The organism is Humibacillus xanthopallidus (genome assembly GCF_006716675.1).
In the GTDB taxonomy this organism is placed as follows: Bacteria; Actinomycetota; Actinomycetes; order Actinomycetales; family Dermatophilaceae; genus Humibacillus; species Humibacillus xanthopallidus_B.
Map to the genome: position 1 here is coordinate 141210 of NZ_VFPM01000005.1, position 15587 is coordinate 156796.

Here is a 15587-nt window from a genome sequence, read left to right on the forward strand (position 1 = left end):
CGTCTCGTCAGGCCGGCCGCACCGCCCGGCCGAGGTAGCCGTAGAGCCACGGCCGCATGACTCCGGGCGCCGGGGCGTAGGCGCGCTCGATGGTCTCGATGACGAGGCCGGACTCTTCGACGAGCCGGTCGATGCGCCGCGTCAGGTGGCACCCGTCGAAGAGTCGCATCTGCATCGGCTCGAGCCGGTGCTGCCAGCGCTCGACGTCGGCGTCGGGTGCGAGCCCGTGCTCGAAGAAGTGCAGGGCGCCGCCCGGGCGCAGCACCCGGACGACCTCGCGCAGCGCCGCCTCGACGTCGGGGATCGTGCACAACGTCAGCGTCGAGAGCACGGCGTCGGCGCTCTCGTCGGGCAGGTCGAGCCGCTGGCCGTCGAGACCCCCGCGCTCGACCGGCACCGTGGAGGCGGCCCGCCGCTTGCCCGACAGCTGCCACGCCACGTCGGAGGGCTCGATGGCCACGATGCACGTGACCTCGGGGGGCATCACCTCGAGGTTCGCGCCCCCGCCGAAGCCCAGCTCGACGACGCGGCCGGTCAGCCCCGCACAGACCCGCCGGCGGAAGGCGAGCATCCCCTCGCTCGTCGACCCGACCTCGACGAGCCGGGGCGTCACGTGCGTCGTCCACCAGCCCACGGTCTCGAACCTATCGTCCGTCAGCCACGACGCAGGGTGATGAGCGGGATCTCGGGCGGCGCCATCACCCGCGCCGGCGGGCCCCAGGCGCCGGCGCCGCGCGAGGTGAGCACCGGCACGTCCCCGACCATCCGTACACCGTCGATGACGGGCTGCTGGAGGCGGACGGCATACCGGAAGGGCCACACCTGCCCGCCATGGGTGTGGCCGGAGAGCTGGAGGTCGATCCCGCGCCCCTGCGCATCGAGGGCCTGTCGGGGCTGGTGCGCGACGAGGATCGTGAAGCCGCCGGCGGGCGCGCTGCCGAGGGCGCCGTCGACGTCGGCCGCGTCGGCGCCCGTGCCGGTCTCGTCGTGCACGCCGGCGATGCGGATGGTGTCGGACTGCCGCCGCAGGGCGACGTTCTCGTTGCGCAGCACGGTGATTCCGAGCGTCTCCCAGTAGGTGAGCCACGCGTCCGCCTCCTGCGAGATGAACTCGTGGTTGCCGCTCACGGCGAAGACGCCCAGGGGCGCCTCGAGGCCCGCGAGCGGCGCCAGTGCGTCGGAGACCTGGCTGACCTTGCCGTCGACGAGGTCGCCGCCGAGCACGACGACGTCGGGGCGCTGCGCGTTGACCTCGTCGACGACCCGCTGCGTGAACGACGCGTCACGTACCGGGCCCACGTGCAGGTCGGTGACGAGGGCGACCCGGAGCCCGTCGAAACCTTCGGGCAACTGCTGGCTCGTCACGGTGACCGGTGTGACCGTCGGCATCGCCGCCTCGTGCAGGCCGTATGCCGTCGCGCCGAGTGCCGCGACCACGACGACGGGGGTGCCCACGCGGAGCAACCGCCGCCGGGGCCGGGGGCTGCTCGAGAGGCTCGCGAGCAGCGCGGCGAAGCCGAGCACGAGGGTGCCGAGCAGGAGGTACCAGGCGGCGACGAGCCACGTCATGCCGAGCCAGGCGAGCCACCGCGCCCGGTGCGGGTCGATGACGCCGGCCTGCATCGCGAAGGCGAGGAGCGCGGCCGCCCAGAGCAGCCCGAGGACGAGCGCCACGGCCCAGCGGCCACGGGTCGGCAGGTCGGGGGCGACGGCGAGCCGGCGGTAGAGCAGGAAGGTCAGCAGCGCGAGGACTGCCGCGACGACGATGACGAAGATCGACACAGGGGGTGGCCGGCCCGATGCCGGTCAGGCGGGGGTGCCGAAGCGGACGGCGTTGCGCTCGCGGGCCTTCTGCCGCTCGACCTCACGGTCCTTGGGCGGCGCCGTCGTCGTCAGGTGCTCGAGCAGGTGGGCGGTCGCGTGCGCGACGGCCTCGACGGCCTCGTCGAAGGCGGCCTGGTTGGCCTGGCTGGGCTTCGTGCTGCCGCTGACCTTGCGAACGTACTGCAGCGCGGCGGCACGCACCTCGTCAGAGGTGGCAGGTGGGTCGAAGTTGTGGAGCTGGCGGATGTTGCGGCACATGGACCGACTCTAGGCGGCGGGAGCGCCCGATGGGGTCGAGGTGATGGCGGCACCCACGTCGGCGCCGGGATCACCTCGAACCGGGGTTGGTCGGGAGGCGCGGGAAGATTCTCCGCCCTGAGGGGTTGCCATTTAGGAGTTAGTAAACTTTACTAACTCTCGTGACCACCGCCCTTCCCCGCGCTCGCCGCGTCTCGCCGCGCACCGCGATGCTGCCTGCGCACGGCCGGCGCCACAATCTCTCGCTCGTGCTCCAGATGCTCTACTCCGTCGGCGCGATGAGCCGAGCCGACCTCGCCCGCCGGCTCGGCATGAGCAAGGTGACCGTCTCCGACCTCGTCGCCGAGCTCATCGAGAGCGGCCACGCCGTCGAGCTCGGTCCGTCCGACCAGGTGCGCCCCGGCAAGCCGGCCACCCTCGTCGACGTCAACCGCACCGGCCTGCAGGCCATCGGCGTCGACCTCGCCGCCCACGAGGTGCTGCGCGCCGCCGTGCTCGACCTCGACGGCAACATCCTCGCCCGCGCCGAGCGCCCCATCGGCGACGACACGGGCGACGCGATCACCGCGCGGGTTCTCGAGCTCGTCGATGAGATCGTCTCTGCCGCAACGGCGCCCATCCTCGGCATCGGCGTCGGCACTCCCGGCATCGTCGTCGCCGGAGGCGTCGTCGACACGGCCCCCAACCTCGGGTGGCGCGACGTGCCGCTGCGCGACCTCATCGCCGACGCGACCGGGCTGCCCGTCTTCGTCGTCAACGACGCCGATGCCGCGGTGCACGCCGACTACACCCTCGGCAACGGCGGCGACGACCTCGTCCTCGTCAAGATCGGCCGCGGTGTCGGCTGCGGGCTCATCGTCGGCGGCCAGCGGGTGCGCGGCGCGCACTTCGCCGCCGGCGAGATCGGGCACGTCACCGTCGGCACCGACGGGGGTGCCGTATGCCGGTGCGGCAAGACCGGCTGCCTCGAGACGTGGGTCTCGGCGCCCCGTCTCGAGCAGGCGCTCGCCACCGCGGGCGACGACTCTCCGCTGCGTGAGGCGGGGGAGCGGCTCGGCATCGCGCTCGCTCCCGTCGTCGCCGTGCTCGACCTCGCCGAGGTCGTGCTCTCCGGCCCCGGGCACCTGCTCGCCGGCCCTCTGCGTGACTCGGTCGAGCAGACGCTGCGCGACCGGCTCCTTGCCCGGCCCGAGGCCGAGCTCACCGTGCGGATCGCGCACGACTCCGACGACATCGTGCTGCGCGGCGCCGCCGTGCTCGTCCTCTGGGACCAGCTCGGCGTCGTGTGACCACCCACCCCCGCCATGCGGCATACGCCCGCGGGACCCCAACCAAAGCATCCCCTCCAGCTGCACCACCTCACACCGGTCCGCACCGCGGCCACCCTGAAAGGAAGCACACGCAATGAAGAAGACCCTGGGTCTGGCCGTGGCCACGACCGCGGCGGCGGCTCTGCTGCTCTCCGCCTGTGGCGGGGGATCGACCGGCTCCTCGTCGTCGGCGACCACTGCGAGCAAGGCCGACAACACCGGCAAGACGATCACCTTCTGGGTGGTCGGCGGTGACACCCCGAAGGAGCTGCGGACCTACCTGCAGGACACCTTCAAGGCCAAGACGGGCGCGACCCTCAAGATCGAGGAGCAGGGCTGGGGCGACATCGTCACCAAGCTGACGACCTCGCTGCCCGACCCGAAGAACACCCCTGACGTCACCGAGCTCGGCAACACGCAGGCCCCGACCTTCACCAACGTCGGCGCCTTCAGCGACGTCTCCGACATGTACGAGGAGCTCGGCGGCGCCAAGCTGCTCCAGTCCTTCGTCGACGTCGGCTCGGTCGACGGCAAGAAGTACGCGCTGCCCTACTACTTCGGCTCGCGCTACATGTTCGCCCGCTCCGACCTGTGGAAGGAGGCCGGCGTCAAGACGCCGACCACCCTCGACGAGTTCAACACGGCGGTCAAGACGATCACCGCCAAGAACCCGCGCGACATCAAGGACTTCTCGGGTTTCTTCCTCGGCGGCCAGGACTGGCGCAACGGCATCTCCTGGATCTTCGCCAACGGCGGCGACCTCGCCAAGAAGGAGAACGGCCAGTGGGTCTCGACGCTGAGCGACCCCAACACGATCAAGGGCCTCGAGCAGCTGCAGGACCTCTACAAGAACGCCTCCAAGGCGCCGGCCGACGCCAAGGACGCCACGCCGTGGCTCTACATCAACGACTCGGACGAGATCCTCGACGAGAACCAGAAGGTCACGGGCAAGACCTCGCTCGCGGCCGCCACGATCATGGCGCCGGGCTGGGCGCACTGGTCGATCGGTGACCTCGTCGAGAAGGACGGCAAGAAGGTCCGCGAGTGGAACGACGCGAAGTTCGCGACGTTCGTGCTGCCCGGCAACGACGGCAAGCCGGCCCCGGTCTTCGCCGGCGGCTCCAACATCGGCATCTCCAAGGCGAGTCAGAACCAGGCGCTCTCGCGCGACCTGCTGAGGATCATCTTCTCGCCGGAGTACCAGCAGATGCTCGGCAAGGCCGGCCTCGGGCCGGCCAACTCCGACTACGTCAGCTCGCTCGGCACCGACCAGTTCGCCAAGGCACTCATCGAGTCGGCGTCCAACTCCAAGCTGACCCCGGCCGCTCCCGGCTGGGCGGCCGTCGAGTCCAAGATGATCCTCGAGGAGTTCTTCGGCAAGATCCGCGACGCCGCCGACCTCAAGGCGCTCGCCGCGGAGTACGACGCCAAGATCACGCCGATCCTCAATCTCAAGTGAGGGGCGCCCCTCGGGGCGGCACACACTGACGGCTAGACGGAATCGCAGGCAGGGCCCGGTGGTCGGGCACCTCCACCGACCACCGGGCACCCCTTCGAAAGGTTCACCATGTCCTCGGCGTCCTCCAGCAGGCGGGTCCCGCTCGCCCTCATCATCCCGACGCTGCTCATCCTCCTCGTCGCCCTCGGCTACCCGATCGGCTGGCAGGTCATCACGAGCTTCCAGCACTACGGGATGCTCCAGCAGTTCGGCCAGCCGCCCGAGTGGGTGGGTCTCGACAACTACACGGCCCTGTTCACCGACGGCTACCTGTGGGTCGTCATCGCCCGGTCGATCGTCTTCTGCCTCGTCTGCGCCGCGAGCACGGTCCTCATCGGCGGCGGCATGGCCCTGCTCATGCGGGCCGTCAGCACCCCCGCTCGCCTGATCCTCCAGATCGCCCTCCTCGTCGCGTGGGCCATGCCCGTCGTCACGTCGATGACGGTGTGGATCTGGATCGTCGACTGGCGCCGCGGGGTGCTCAACTGGCTGCTCACCCGCCTCGGCGGCGACTTCCAGGGCCACAACTGGCTCGTCGAGCCGCTCTCCTTCTTCGCCGTCGCGGCCGTCATCGTCGTCTGGATGAGCGTCCCCTTCGTCGCCCTGTCGATCTATGCCGGGCTGACCCAGGTCTCGCCCGAGGTGCTCGAGGCGGCCCAGATCGACGGCGCGAGCGGGTGGCAGCGGCTGCGCCACATCATCCTGCCGCTCATCGCGCCGGTCGTCTCGATCGTCCTGCTGCTCCAGCTCATCTGGGACCTGCGGGTCTTCACGCAGATCAAGCTGCTCCAGGACGCCGGCGGCTTCGCCAACGAGACCAACCTGCTCGGCACCTACATCTACCAGCTCGGCACGGGCGCCGGTGACTTCGGCGCCGCCGCCGCGGTCTCGGTCATCATGCTCGCCCTCACCGTGGCGATGAGCTGGTACTACGTCCGCTCCCTCATGAAGGAGGAGTCCTGATGCGCGCCACGAAGCTCCGCCGCGGGCTGCTCACGCTCCTCGCCGTCGTCCTCGCCCTCGCGTGGGCGTTCCCCGTCTACTGGATGGTCAACTCGGCCTTCCTCGACAAGGCGACGCTCTCGTCGACGAGGCCGACCTTCCTGCCCTTCGGCGGGTCGTTCGACAACTTCACCACCGTGCTCGGTGACCCGGCCTTCGGGCGGGCGCTCGCGATCTCGCTGTCGGTCACCCTCGTCACCGTCGCTGCAGCGCTCGCGATCGCCTTCCTCGGCGCTCTCGCGATCAGCCGCTTCCGCTTCCGCGGCCGCGCGTCGTTCGTGCTGGCGCTGCTGCTCATCCAGATGCTGCCGGCCGAGGGACTCTTCATCGCGCAGTACAAGATGATGAGCTCCGTGGGTCTGCTCAACAACGTCCTCGGCCTCGCGGTGCTCTACACCGCCGCCGTCGTGCCCTTCACGATCTGGATGCTGCGCGGCTTCGTCGCCGGCGTGCCGATCGACCTCGAGGAGGCCGCCATGGTCGACGGGCTCTCGCGCACCCAGGCCTTCCTGCGGATCACCTTCCCGCTGCTGGCTCCCGGGCTCGTCGCATCGGGCGTCTACGCCTTCCTCCAGGCGTGGAACGAGTTCACCGTCGCCCTCGTCGTCATGACCGAGGAGCAGGCCCGCACGCTGCCGCTGTGGCTGCGTGGCTTCATCCAGGCGAGTGCGACGCGCGAGACCGACTGGGGCCAGGTCATGGCCGCCTCGACCCTCGTCGCGATCCCCGTCATCGTCTTCTTCCTCCTCGTGCAGAGCCGGATGAGCAGTGGCCTCGTCGGCGGGGCGGTGAAGGGCTGAGATGGACAGCACGAGAGAGGCGCTGCGGCGCCTCGTCGTCGGCACGCTCATGCCCGGCTTCGTCGGCACGACCGTCGCCCCGTGGGTCACCCGCGAGTATGCCGCCGGGCTCGCCGCCGTCTGCCTCTACGGCGCCAACGTGGCCGGCCCCGAGCAGCTGTCGAGCCTCTGCGCCGAGCTGCGGTCGGTCGCTCCCGACCTGCTCGTCTCCGTCGACGAGGAGGGTGGCGACGTCACCCGGCTGCACTACCCGACCGGGTCGAACCAGCCGGGCAACGCCGTCCTCGGGCGGCTCGACGACACCGCCCTGACGCGGGAGTCGGCTGCGGCCATCGGACGCGAGCTCACGGCATACGGCATCAACCTCGACCTCGCGCCGGTCGTCGACGTCAACTCGGCGCCCGACAACCCCGTCATCGGGGTGCGCAGCTTCGGCGAGGATGCGGCGCTCGTGTCTCGGCACGGCGTCGCGGCGGTCGAGGGCCTGCAGGCGCAGGGCGTGGCCGCCTGCGCGAAGCACTTCCCGGGGCACGGCGACACCGTGACCGACTCGCACCTCGCGCTCCCGCGGGTCGACGCGCCTGCCGAGGTGCTCGAGGTGCGCGAGCTCGAGCCCTTCCGGGCCGCGGTCGCCGCGGGTGTCGCGTGCGTCATGACGTCGCACGTCGTCGTCACCGCCATCGACCCTGAGCGGCCGTCGACGTTCTCGCCGACGATGCTCGGCGACGTGCTGCGGGGCCGGCTCGGCTTCGACGGCGTCATCGTGTCCGACGCGCTCGACATGGCGGGTGCGAGTGCCGAGACCGGCATCCCGGAGGCTGCGGTGCGCGCTCTCCAGGCGGGGTGTGACCTGCTGTGCACCGGGTCGGAGACGACCGAGGACGACTACCTCGCCATCGTCGACGCCGTCGTCGCTGCCGTGGAGTCCGGCCGACTGGACCGCACGCGGCTGGCCGACGCTGCGGCGCGGGTGGAGCGGCTCCGGCGGACGTTCGCACCGGGTGCGGTCGTGGCCGCCGCTGCTTCGAAGGAGGTCCTCTGGTCGGAAGACACTGTCGCGCAGGCCTTCTCGGTCAGTGATGCTGCTCGCGCCTGGCAGGCTGTCGATGCACCGCCTGTCATCGTGCAGGTCGCGAGCGAGCCGAATCTCGCTGTCGGCCGCGTCGCGTGGGGGCCCGAGGCTGCGGGTCTCACGACCGACGCCGACGACGTGCGTGCGGGTGCGAAGGTCGCTGTCGCGGGGCGCTCCCTCGAGCCGGGCCATCCGGCGTGGGTCGTGGCGGATCGGCTTCGTGCAGAAGGACACTCGGTCATCGTCGTCGAGTGCGGCTGGCCGCGAGGCGAGGGGGACGTGGTGACCTATGGCGGCTCCGTCGTCGCCGCGAGGGCCCTCGGTCGGCTGCTCGGGGTGAGGGCGCGATGAGCGAGCAGCTGCTCCTCGGCATCGACATCGGTGGCACGAAGACCGCCGTCGCCGCCGTCAGGCACGACGGCACGGTCGTCGCGCTGCGCAGCGCGCCCTCGGGCCGCGGTGGAGCGCAGGTCGTCGACGTCGCCGTCCGCCTCGCACGTGAGGTCGCCGACGCGGTCAGTGGTCTCGGGCGGATCAGTGCGGCCGGCGCGTGCATGCCCGGACTCGTCGACCCGAGAACGGGATTGGTGCGACACGCCGTCAACCTCGACGTCGAGTCGCTCGAGCTGTCGTCGGAGCTCTCCCGGGCCCTGGGCCTTCGGGTCGAGGTCGAGAACGACGTCAAGGCGGCCGCCCTCGGTGCGCACCACCTGGGACCGCGCGGCTGGGGCCTGCACCCCGACGTCACCTCGGCGGCGAGCGGGACGGGCGAGACGGCATACGGCAGCGGGGACGTCGGAACGCTCGCCTACCTCAACCTCGGCACGGGACTCGCGTCCGCGGTCGTCCGCGGCGGAGTGCTCGTTCGCGGGATCGACGGCGCCGCAGGGGAGATCGGGCACCTGCCGGTCGGCGGCGACGTCGTGTGCTCGTGTGGTCAGGTCGGGTGCCTCGAGACGATCGCGTCGGGCTCGGCGCTGGCCCGGCTGTGGCCGCCGTCGCGCGGCGGCGGCCGGGATCCCTTTGCCGCAGCGGCTGCCGGCGACGCCGCGGCGGCAGCGGCGGTCGACGTGCTCTGCGACGGAGTGGGCCTCGCGATCCAGCTGCTCGTGCTCGCGGCGGGGGCGGAGCACGTCGTCATCGGCGGTGGGCTCACCGGTCTCGGCGAGCCCTTCGTCGAGGGCGTGCGCGCCGACCTGCGACGCCGCGGGCGCTCGTCACGGATGATCGCGGCCCTCGACCTCGAGTCGCGCTTCGAGCTCGTGCCGGCATCGGTGCCGGTGGCCGCCATCGGGGCGGCGCTGCTGCCCGGGCGCGCGCCGGGGCCCTTCCTGCTCACCGACGAGCTGGCCGGCTGATGGAGGTCTTCGTGCTGCCGACGGCGCAGGAGGTGGCCGAGCGGGCCGCCCGCGTCGTCATCGAGGGTGTGCGCGCGGCGCTCGCGTCCGGTCGGACGGAGCCCGTCATCGGCCTCGCGACGGGCTCCTCGCCCGTGGGGCTGTATACCGTCCTCGCGGGTGCCGTCGAGGCCGGCGAGGTCGACTTCGGCAGGGCTCGCGGGTTCGCGCTCGACGAGTACGTCGGGCTGCCACCGCGGCACCCGGAGTCGTATCGGGAGGTGCTGCTGCGCGAGGTGTGCGGTCCCTTGGGCCTGCCCCCGGAGCGGCTGCACGTGCCCGACGGGTCGGGCGACTCCGAGGAGGCCCTGGCGGCTGGGGCGGCGGACTACGAGCGGCGGATCGCGGAGGCCGGTGGGGTCGACGTGCAGATCCTCGGGATCGGGGCCAACGGCCACCTCGGCTTCAACGAGCCGGGCTCGGCCCTGACATCGCGCACCCGCGTCAAGCGGCTCTCGGAGCGCACGCGGGGCGACAACGCCCGGTTCTTCGACTCGCTCGACGCGGTGCCGACGCACTGCGTGACGCAGGGGCTGGGGACGGTGCTCGACGCGCGGCGGCTCGTGCTCGTCGCGTCGGGGGCGGGCAAGGCTGCTGCGGTCGCGGCGGCCGTCGAGGGGCCGCTGTCGGCGTCGTGTCCGGCGTCGGTGCTGCAGTGGCACGCCGATGCGGTCGTCGTCCTCGACGAGGCGGCCGCCGTGGGGCTCGCGAACCGCGACTACTACGACGCCTCGGCGGCCGGTCTCTGAGCGTCGCCTCGGCGCCAGGCGCCCGCGTCCGGCGTGTGAGGGAGACGGGTGTGACGGGTGGGACTGGACCGCCTGTGGATCGGCGCACAGGGGTCGAGAACTTCTTCTCCACACCCCGTGGACGAGCATTCGCGCAGGTCGCCGCGCTCGAAGCCGTGCCGGCCCGATGTCGGCCCCACAGTTGTTCACACAGGTTGTCCACACCTGTTGACGGCGTGTCCACCCCCTTTGTCCACCGGTTGTCCACAGGGGTCGGTGCGACTTGTCGGGATCGGCTTTGTCCCCCGGACGCAGGGGCCTAGGTTGGCGTGGTGCTCCCGTGCTGGTGGGTTCGGGAGCCGGGACGCGGGACTGTCAGTGGCTCGAGGTCTACTTGAGTTGCACCGATGTCATTCGTCACCACAGGGGAAGGGGAGCGCGTGTCGCTCGATGAGCTGAGCACCAGCGCGTTCGCGGCGTCCAACCGCGAGGGCGGTCCGCCCGACGACCGCCTGCCGCCCCAAGACGTCGGGGCGGAGCAGTCCGTCCTCGGCGGCATGCTCCTGTCCAAGGACGCGATCGCCGACTGCGTCGAGCAGCTCAAGGGCACCGATTTCTACCGCCCGGCGCACGAGCTCATCTACGACGCGATCCTCGACCTCTACGGCCGCGGCGAGCCGGCCGACGCGATCACCGTCAGCGACGAGCTGACCAAGCGCGGCGACCTCTCCCGCATCGGTGGCCAGGCCTACCTCCACCAGCTCATCGCCTCGGTCCCGACCGCCGCCAACGCCGGCTACTACGCCCAGATCGTCGCCGAGCGGGCCGTCCTGCGGCGCCTCGTCGAGGCCGGCACCCGCATCGTCCAGCTCGGCTATGCGCAGGGCGGCGGTGACGTCGAGGACATCGTCAACGCGGCTCAGGCCGAGGTCTACTCCGTGGCCGACAAGCGCGGCGGTGAGGACTACCACCGGCTCGGCGAGGTCATCGAGGCCACCGTCGACGAGATCGAGTTCGCGTCGGGTCGCTCGGGCGAAATGACCGGTGTGCCAACGTCATTCACCGATCTCGACGCCCTCACCAACGGCCTGCACGCTGGCCAGATGATCGTCATCGCTGCGAGGCCGGCAATGGGGAAGGCGCTCGCGCTCGACACCCCGCTGCCCACGCCTGACGGCTGGACGACGATGGGTGAGGTCAACGTCGGCGACTTCGTCATCGGAGCCGATGGCCGGCCGACGCTCGTGGTGGCCGCCACGGACGTCATGCGTGACCGCCCCTGCTACGAGGTCGAGTTCAGCGACGGGTCGATCCTCGTCGCCGACGAGCAGCACCAGTGGTTGACCCGGTCGAGGGCTGAGCGGCGACGGGGTGACGATGGATCCGTGCGTACGACCGGCGAGATCGCAGGCACCGTTCGCACCGCCACGGCTGAATCTCGGCTCAATCACTCGGTGACGAACACAGCCGCCCTTCAGCTGGACGCCGTGCCCCTTCCACTAGCTCCTTATGCGTTGGGGGCTTGGTTGGGGGATGGGACGAGCGCTGGCGCGTCGATCACGACCGCTGACCCCGAGTTGGTGATGCGTCTCGAGTCTGAAGGTCTCGTTGTGAGGCCCCTGACCGCGAAGATGCGCTTTTCTCTGCACCTCGCCGACGAGGCAGCGGCGCTCCGCAACTGTGTCGTGTGCGGTGCAGGGTTTACACCGACGACGTCCCAGGTCAAGACCTGCGGTCGCTCCTGCGGTGGGCGCGCCAAGGGTCTGGGCGGATACAACGAGCGCCCCGTCTGTCCCGACTGTGGTCGTGTGTCCGCTGGGCTGCGTCGATGCCAAGCCTGCCGCGAGGATCATGGCACCGTCACGGCGCTCCTGCGCGGGCTCGGCGTACTCGGAGACAAGCACATACCGCAGCTGTATCTCCGGGCCAGCGAGGCGCAACGGCGAGACCTGCTTGCGGGGCTACTGGACACTGACGGAACGGTCACGAATGCCGGGAGTGTCCAGTTCACCGTGACCAACCGTGCCCTTGCCGAAGGGGTTCGGGAACTCGCTGTCAGCCTGGGCTACAGGTGCAGCATTGCGACCCGCGTGGTCGTCGGTCGGTCCGAGGAGTCCTCCGTCGCCTACAACGTCAACTTCACGTGCGACGAGGACGTCTTCTGGTTGCCGCGAAAGGCGCTGCTGCACAAGCAGCTCCGAGACAAGGGTGTGACCCGCAGGGGATCGCGCTTCATCTCCGCCGTGCGCCGAGTTGCCTCCGTGCCTGTTCGCTGCATCGAGGTCGCTGCTGAGGATCACCTGTACCTCGCGGGTGAGTCGATGATCCCGACGCACAACTCGACAATCGGCCTGGACATCGTGCGGTCGGCTGCGATCAAGCACAAGATGGCGGCCGTCGTCTTCTCGCTCGAGATGAGCCGCACCGAGATCACGATGCGACTGCTGTCGGCCGAGGCCGGCATCCAGCTGCAGCACATGCGCAAGGGCACGATGCGCGAGGAAGACTGGACCCGTCTCGCCTCCACCATGGGTCGTGTCTCCGAGGCGCCGCTCTTCATCGACGACTCTCCGAACATGTCGCTCATGGAGATCCGGGCCAAGTGCCGGCGGCTCAAGCAGCGCGAGAACCTCAAGCTCGTCGTCATCGACTACCTCCAGCTCATGAGCTCGGGCAAGCGCGTCGAGTCGCGCCAGCAGGAGGTCTCCGAGTTCTCCCGTGCCCTCAAGCTGCTCGCCAAGGAGCTCGAGGTGCCGGTCATCGCCATCTCGCAGCTCAACCGAGGCGCGGAGCAGCGCACCGACAAGAAGCCCGCGATGAGCGACCTGCGAGAGTCCGGTTGCCTCACGGCCGACACGCGGGTCACGCTCGCCGACACCGGCGCGCAGATGTCGATCGCCGAGCTCGTGGAGGAGTACCGCCGCAACCCTGGCGTCGAGCTGCCGGTGTGGAGCCTCGACGAGTCGCTGCGCTACGTGAAGCGGCCCATGACTGCTGTGTACTCGACGGGAACGCGCCCGGTGTTCCGCCTGACCCTCGCGTCGGGCAAGACGGTCCGAGCCACCGAGAACCACCCGTTCCTGACGACAGCGGGGTGGACCCAGCTGGGCGATCTGCGCACCGGCAGCCGGATCGCGGTGCCACGGCACGTGCCGGCACCCGAGTCCTTCGTGGAGGAGCTCGACGACGCCGACCTCCGGCTCGGTGCGCTCATCATGTCGACCCGCACGCCCGACGGTCCGTCGGGCCGCCTTGCGGCGCGGGGCTGCTCGATCGGTTTCGACCTGGTCGAGATGAGCCGGCGTCAGCTGATGCCGGACATCGCTTCCTTCCCCAAGCGCCAGATCGGGCTGCTCATCGACAGCCTCTTTGCACTGGACGGAGAGGTGACGGTGGACGAGGTGGCCCGCGAGGGTCGCATCGTGCTGCGTCACCCGTCGCGGCGGCTGCTCGACGACGTCGCGCACCTGCTGCTCCGGTTTGGCATCTCGACCGCCGTCGCAGCGCGGGGGGACCGGTGGGAGCTGGACGTCAGGGGCGTCGACGACCAGCGACGGTTCCTCCAGGAGGTCGCCGTCCACACCGAGCGGTCAACGGCAGCGCAGGCGTTGTTGCAGATCGTGCGCGAGCGGTCGGACACCGTGGTGCCCGAGGCAGAGCCGGTGCTGAGCCGTTCGTCGCGTCGCGTCACCATCCGCCCCGAGGACTTCCCAGAGGGGGTCGTCGGCGTTGACGGGCTGAGCCTCGAGCGTCTGGATGAGCTCTTCGACAGCCTCGACCTCGACCTCGAGGCCGCCAACGACGTCCTGTGGGACACCGTTGTCGACATCGAGCCCGACGGCGTCGAGGAGGTCTTCGACGCGACCGTTCTCGGCACCCACAACTTCATCGCCAACGGCATCGCGGTGCACAACTCGATCGAGCAGGACGCCGACATCGTCATCCTGCTCCACCGCGAGGCGGCGTACGAGAAGGACTCGCCCCGCGAAGGCGAGGCGGACCTCATCGTGGCCAAGCACCGAAACGGCCCCACCGACACGATCGTCGTCGCCTTCCAGGGCCACTTCAGCCGCTTCACCAACATGGCGACCAACTTCTGATCGAGCACCAGGGGAAGCGGTTGGGGATCCTCCTCGACCGCGCGCCCGAGTGCGCTCGTCGGCACACGGCGTGGTGACCCTCGAGGCCTGCCGACCGGCCGCGGCCCGACCCCACCATTCGTCGCCAGAGCCCTTGACAACATTTATTGTCAGGGGCAGTCTGGCGGCATGCAGGACGTCGAGGTCATCGAGAGCGCGCAGGCAGCCGCGGCCGCGCTGGATCCGGTCCGGGCCCGGTTGCTCGGCGAGCTGACCGTCCCGGCCTCCGCCGCCGGGCTCGCCGCCCGAGTGGGCATCGCACGGCAGAAGGTCAACTACCACCTCAAGGCGCTCGAGGCGCACGGCTTGGTCGAGCTGTCCGAAGAGCGTCGGCACGGGGGCATCGTCGAGCGGGTGCTGCAGGCGTCTGCGGCGTCCTACGTCGTGTCGCCTGCGGCCCTCAGCGCGTCCGCCGCAGACCCCGAAGCCAACGCCGACCACCTGTCAGCGAGCTATCTCGTCGCACTGGCCGGCCGGCTGGTCCGCGAGGTCGGCGCCTTGGCGCGCCGGGCCGGCGCGTCCGGCAAGCGCCTGCCCACACTCACCATCGACACGCAGATCGGCTTCCGGTCGGCCGCCGACCGGGCGGCCTTCGCGGACGACCTCACCGCTGCGGTGCTCGACCTGGCCGCGCGCTACCACCACGACGACGGGCGCCCGCACCGGCTCCTTGTCGCCGCTCACCCAGTCCCAGAGGAGCAGCCATGAGCACCACCCCCAACGTCCCCTACCGGCTCGAGTTCAGTGTCGAGGTGCCCGGCACCCCGGAGCAGGTGTGGCAGGCCATCGCGACCGCCAAGGGCATGAGCGCCTGGTTCACGCCGACCGAGATGGAGGAGCGCGAAGGCGGCTCCTTGCACTTCACCATGGGCCCCGAGATGGGCTCGGACGGCCACGTCACCGCCTGGGAGCCGCCGCGTCGCATCGTCTACGAGGAGGACTGGGCGGCCCTCATGGGCAAGGACCCCGACGCGCTCAGCCCCCTGACCTCGGAGTTCATCGTCGAGGCGCAGTCCGGCGGCACGTGCATCGTCCGCGTCACGAGCAGCGGCTTCGGCAGAGGCGCCGACTGGGAGTCGGAGTTCTGGGACACCATGGCCCCCGGCTGGATGCCCTTCTTCGACAACCTGCGCCTCTACCTGTCGCACTTCCCCGGGCAGGAGGCCACGCACTTCGAGGCCTCCACCTCGCACCCCGGCGACGCCGACGCGCTCTGGTCGAGCCTGCGCCAGGGGCTCGGGCTGGGCGACGAGGGCACCGCGGTCGAGGTGCGCGGCTCCACCGGCACCGTCGAGCGCGTCGGTGAGCGCCAGACGCTGGTCCGGCTCACCGCACCCGTGCCCGGCATGCTCAGCGTCTATGCCTGGGACGAGGGCGAGAGCAGGGCGACAGCAGGCGTCCGTGCCTACCTGTTCTCCGCCAACGCCGCAGACTACGTGCGGCGCGAAGAGCCGGCCTGGCAGGCCTGGCTGCAGGGAATCGCCGTCGAGGCCTGATCTTCTCGCGCTGCTGAAGGTGGCCTGTCGACCTCCGTGCGCCACGCCGCACCGAACGCGAGG

The 15587-nt window shown here is 70.7% G+C and carries 13 protein-coding genes; 10 read left to right on the forward strand and 3 right to left on the reverse strand.

The genetic code is table 11. From position 1 onward, the window contains the following. Window positions 1-7 precede the first annotated feature (7 nt). The 3 genes from FBY41_RS22305 to FBY41_RS22315 are packed head-to-tail and all read right to left on the reverse strand — an operon-like array spanning window position 8 to window position 2082. Window positions 8-634, reverse strand: a complete 627-nt coding sequence (locus tag FBY41_RS22305) for a class I SAM-dependent methyltransferase (protein ID WP_141847339.1) — start codon at window positions 632-634, stop codon at window positions 8-10. 20 nt (window positions 635-654) lie between these two features. Then, a complete protein-coding gene (locus tag FBY41_RS22310; protein WP_141847341.1) occupies window positions 655-1782 on the reverse strand; it encodes a metallophosphoesterase in 1128 nt (375 codons plus the stop codon). 24 nt (window positions 1783-1806) lie between these two features. Continuing rightward, complete coding sequence (locus FBY41_RS22315; RefSeq protein WP_141847343.1) at window positions 1807-2082, reverse strand: DUF2277 domain-containing protein; 276 nt, start codon at window positions 2080-2082, stop codon at window positions 1807-1809. Between the two features lie 161 nt (window positions 2083-2243). Between FBY41_RS22315 and FBY41_RS22320 the strand changes: the two genes are divergently transcribed. The 10 genes from FBY41_RS22320 to FBY41_RS22365 all read left to right on the forward strand — a co-directional run bounded on the left by FBY41_RS22320 (window position 2244) and on the right by FBY41_RS22365 (window position 15524). After that, window positions 2244-3371: an ROK family transcriptional regulator gene (locus FBY41_RS22320; RefSeq protein ID WP_260439977.1), complete on the forward strand. Its 1128-nt coding sequence runs from the start codon at window positions 2244-2246 to the stop codon at window positions 3369-3371. 115 nt (window positions 3372-3486) lie between these two features. Continuing rightward, window positions 3487-4851, forward strand: a complete 1365-nt coding sequence (locus FBY41_RS22325) for an extracellular solute-binding protein (RefSeq protein WP_141847345.1) — start codon at window positions 3487-3489, stop codon at window positions 4849-4851. Window positions 4852-4959: 108 nt separating this feature from the next. Next, on the forward strand, window positions 4960-5853 hold the full coding sequence (locus tag FBY41_RS22330) for a carbohydrate ABC transporter permease (protein WP_141847347.1): 894 nt from the start codon (window positions 4960-4962) through the stop codon (window positions 5851-5853). Beyond that, window positions 5853-6692: a carbohydrate ABC transporter permease gene (locus FBY41_RS22335; RefSeq protein ID WP_141847349.1), complete on the forward strand. Its 840-nt coding sequence runs from the start codon at window positions 5853-5855 to the stop codon at window positions 6690-6692. Before FBY41_RS22330 ends, FBY41_RS22335 begins: the two co-directional genes overlap by 1 nt. Window position 6693: 1 nt before the next feature. Further along, window positions 6694-8115: a glycoside hydrolase family 3 N-terminal domain-containing protein gene (locus FBY41_RS22340; protein ID WP_141847351.1), complete on the forward strand. Its 1422-nt coding sequence runs from the start codon at window positions 6694-6696 to the stop codon at window positions 8113-8115. After that, the gene (locus tag FBY41_RS22345; protein WP_141847353.1) at window positions 8112-9122 is read left to right on the forward strand and encodes an ROK family protein; all 1011 of its coding nucleotides are present in this window, start codon (window positions 8112-8114) and stop codon (window positions 9120-9122) included. The genes FBY41_RS22340 and FBY41_RS22345 overlap by 4 nt, the downstream gene beginning before the upstream one ends. After that, complete coding sequence (locus FBY41_RS22350) at window positions 9122-9910, forward strand: glucosamine-6-phosphate deaminase (protein ID WP_141847356.1); 789 nt, start codon at window positions 9122-9124, stop codon at window positions 9908-9910. Before FBY41_RS22345 ends, FBY41_RS22350 begins: the two co-directional genes overlap by 1 nt. 419 nt (window positions 9911-10329) lie before the next feature. Further along, window positions 10330-13989: a replicative DNA helicase gene (dnaB, locus tag FBY41_RS22355; RefSeq protein WP_221629403.1), complete on the forward strand. Its 3660-nt coding sequence runs from the start codon at window positions 10330-10332 to the stop codon at window positions 13987-13989. A 168-nt stretch (window positions 13990-14157) separates the two neighbouring features. Then, window positions 14158-14736 (forward strand): ArsR/SmtB family transcription factor, encoded by a 579-nt coding sequence (locus FBY41_RS22360; protein ID WP_141847360.1) that lies wholly within the window; start codon window positions 14158-14160, stop codon window positions 14734-14736. Then, a complete protein-coding gene (locus FBY41_RS22365) occupies window positions 14733-15524 on the forward strand; it encodes an SRPBCC family protein (protein WP_141847362.1) in 792 nt (263 codons plus the stop codon). The genes FBY41_RS22360 and FBY41_RS22365 overlap by 4 nt, the downstream gene beginning before the upstream one ends. Window positions 15525-15587 lie beyond the last annotated feature (63 nt).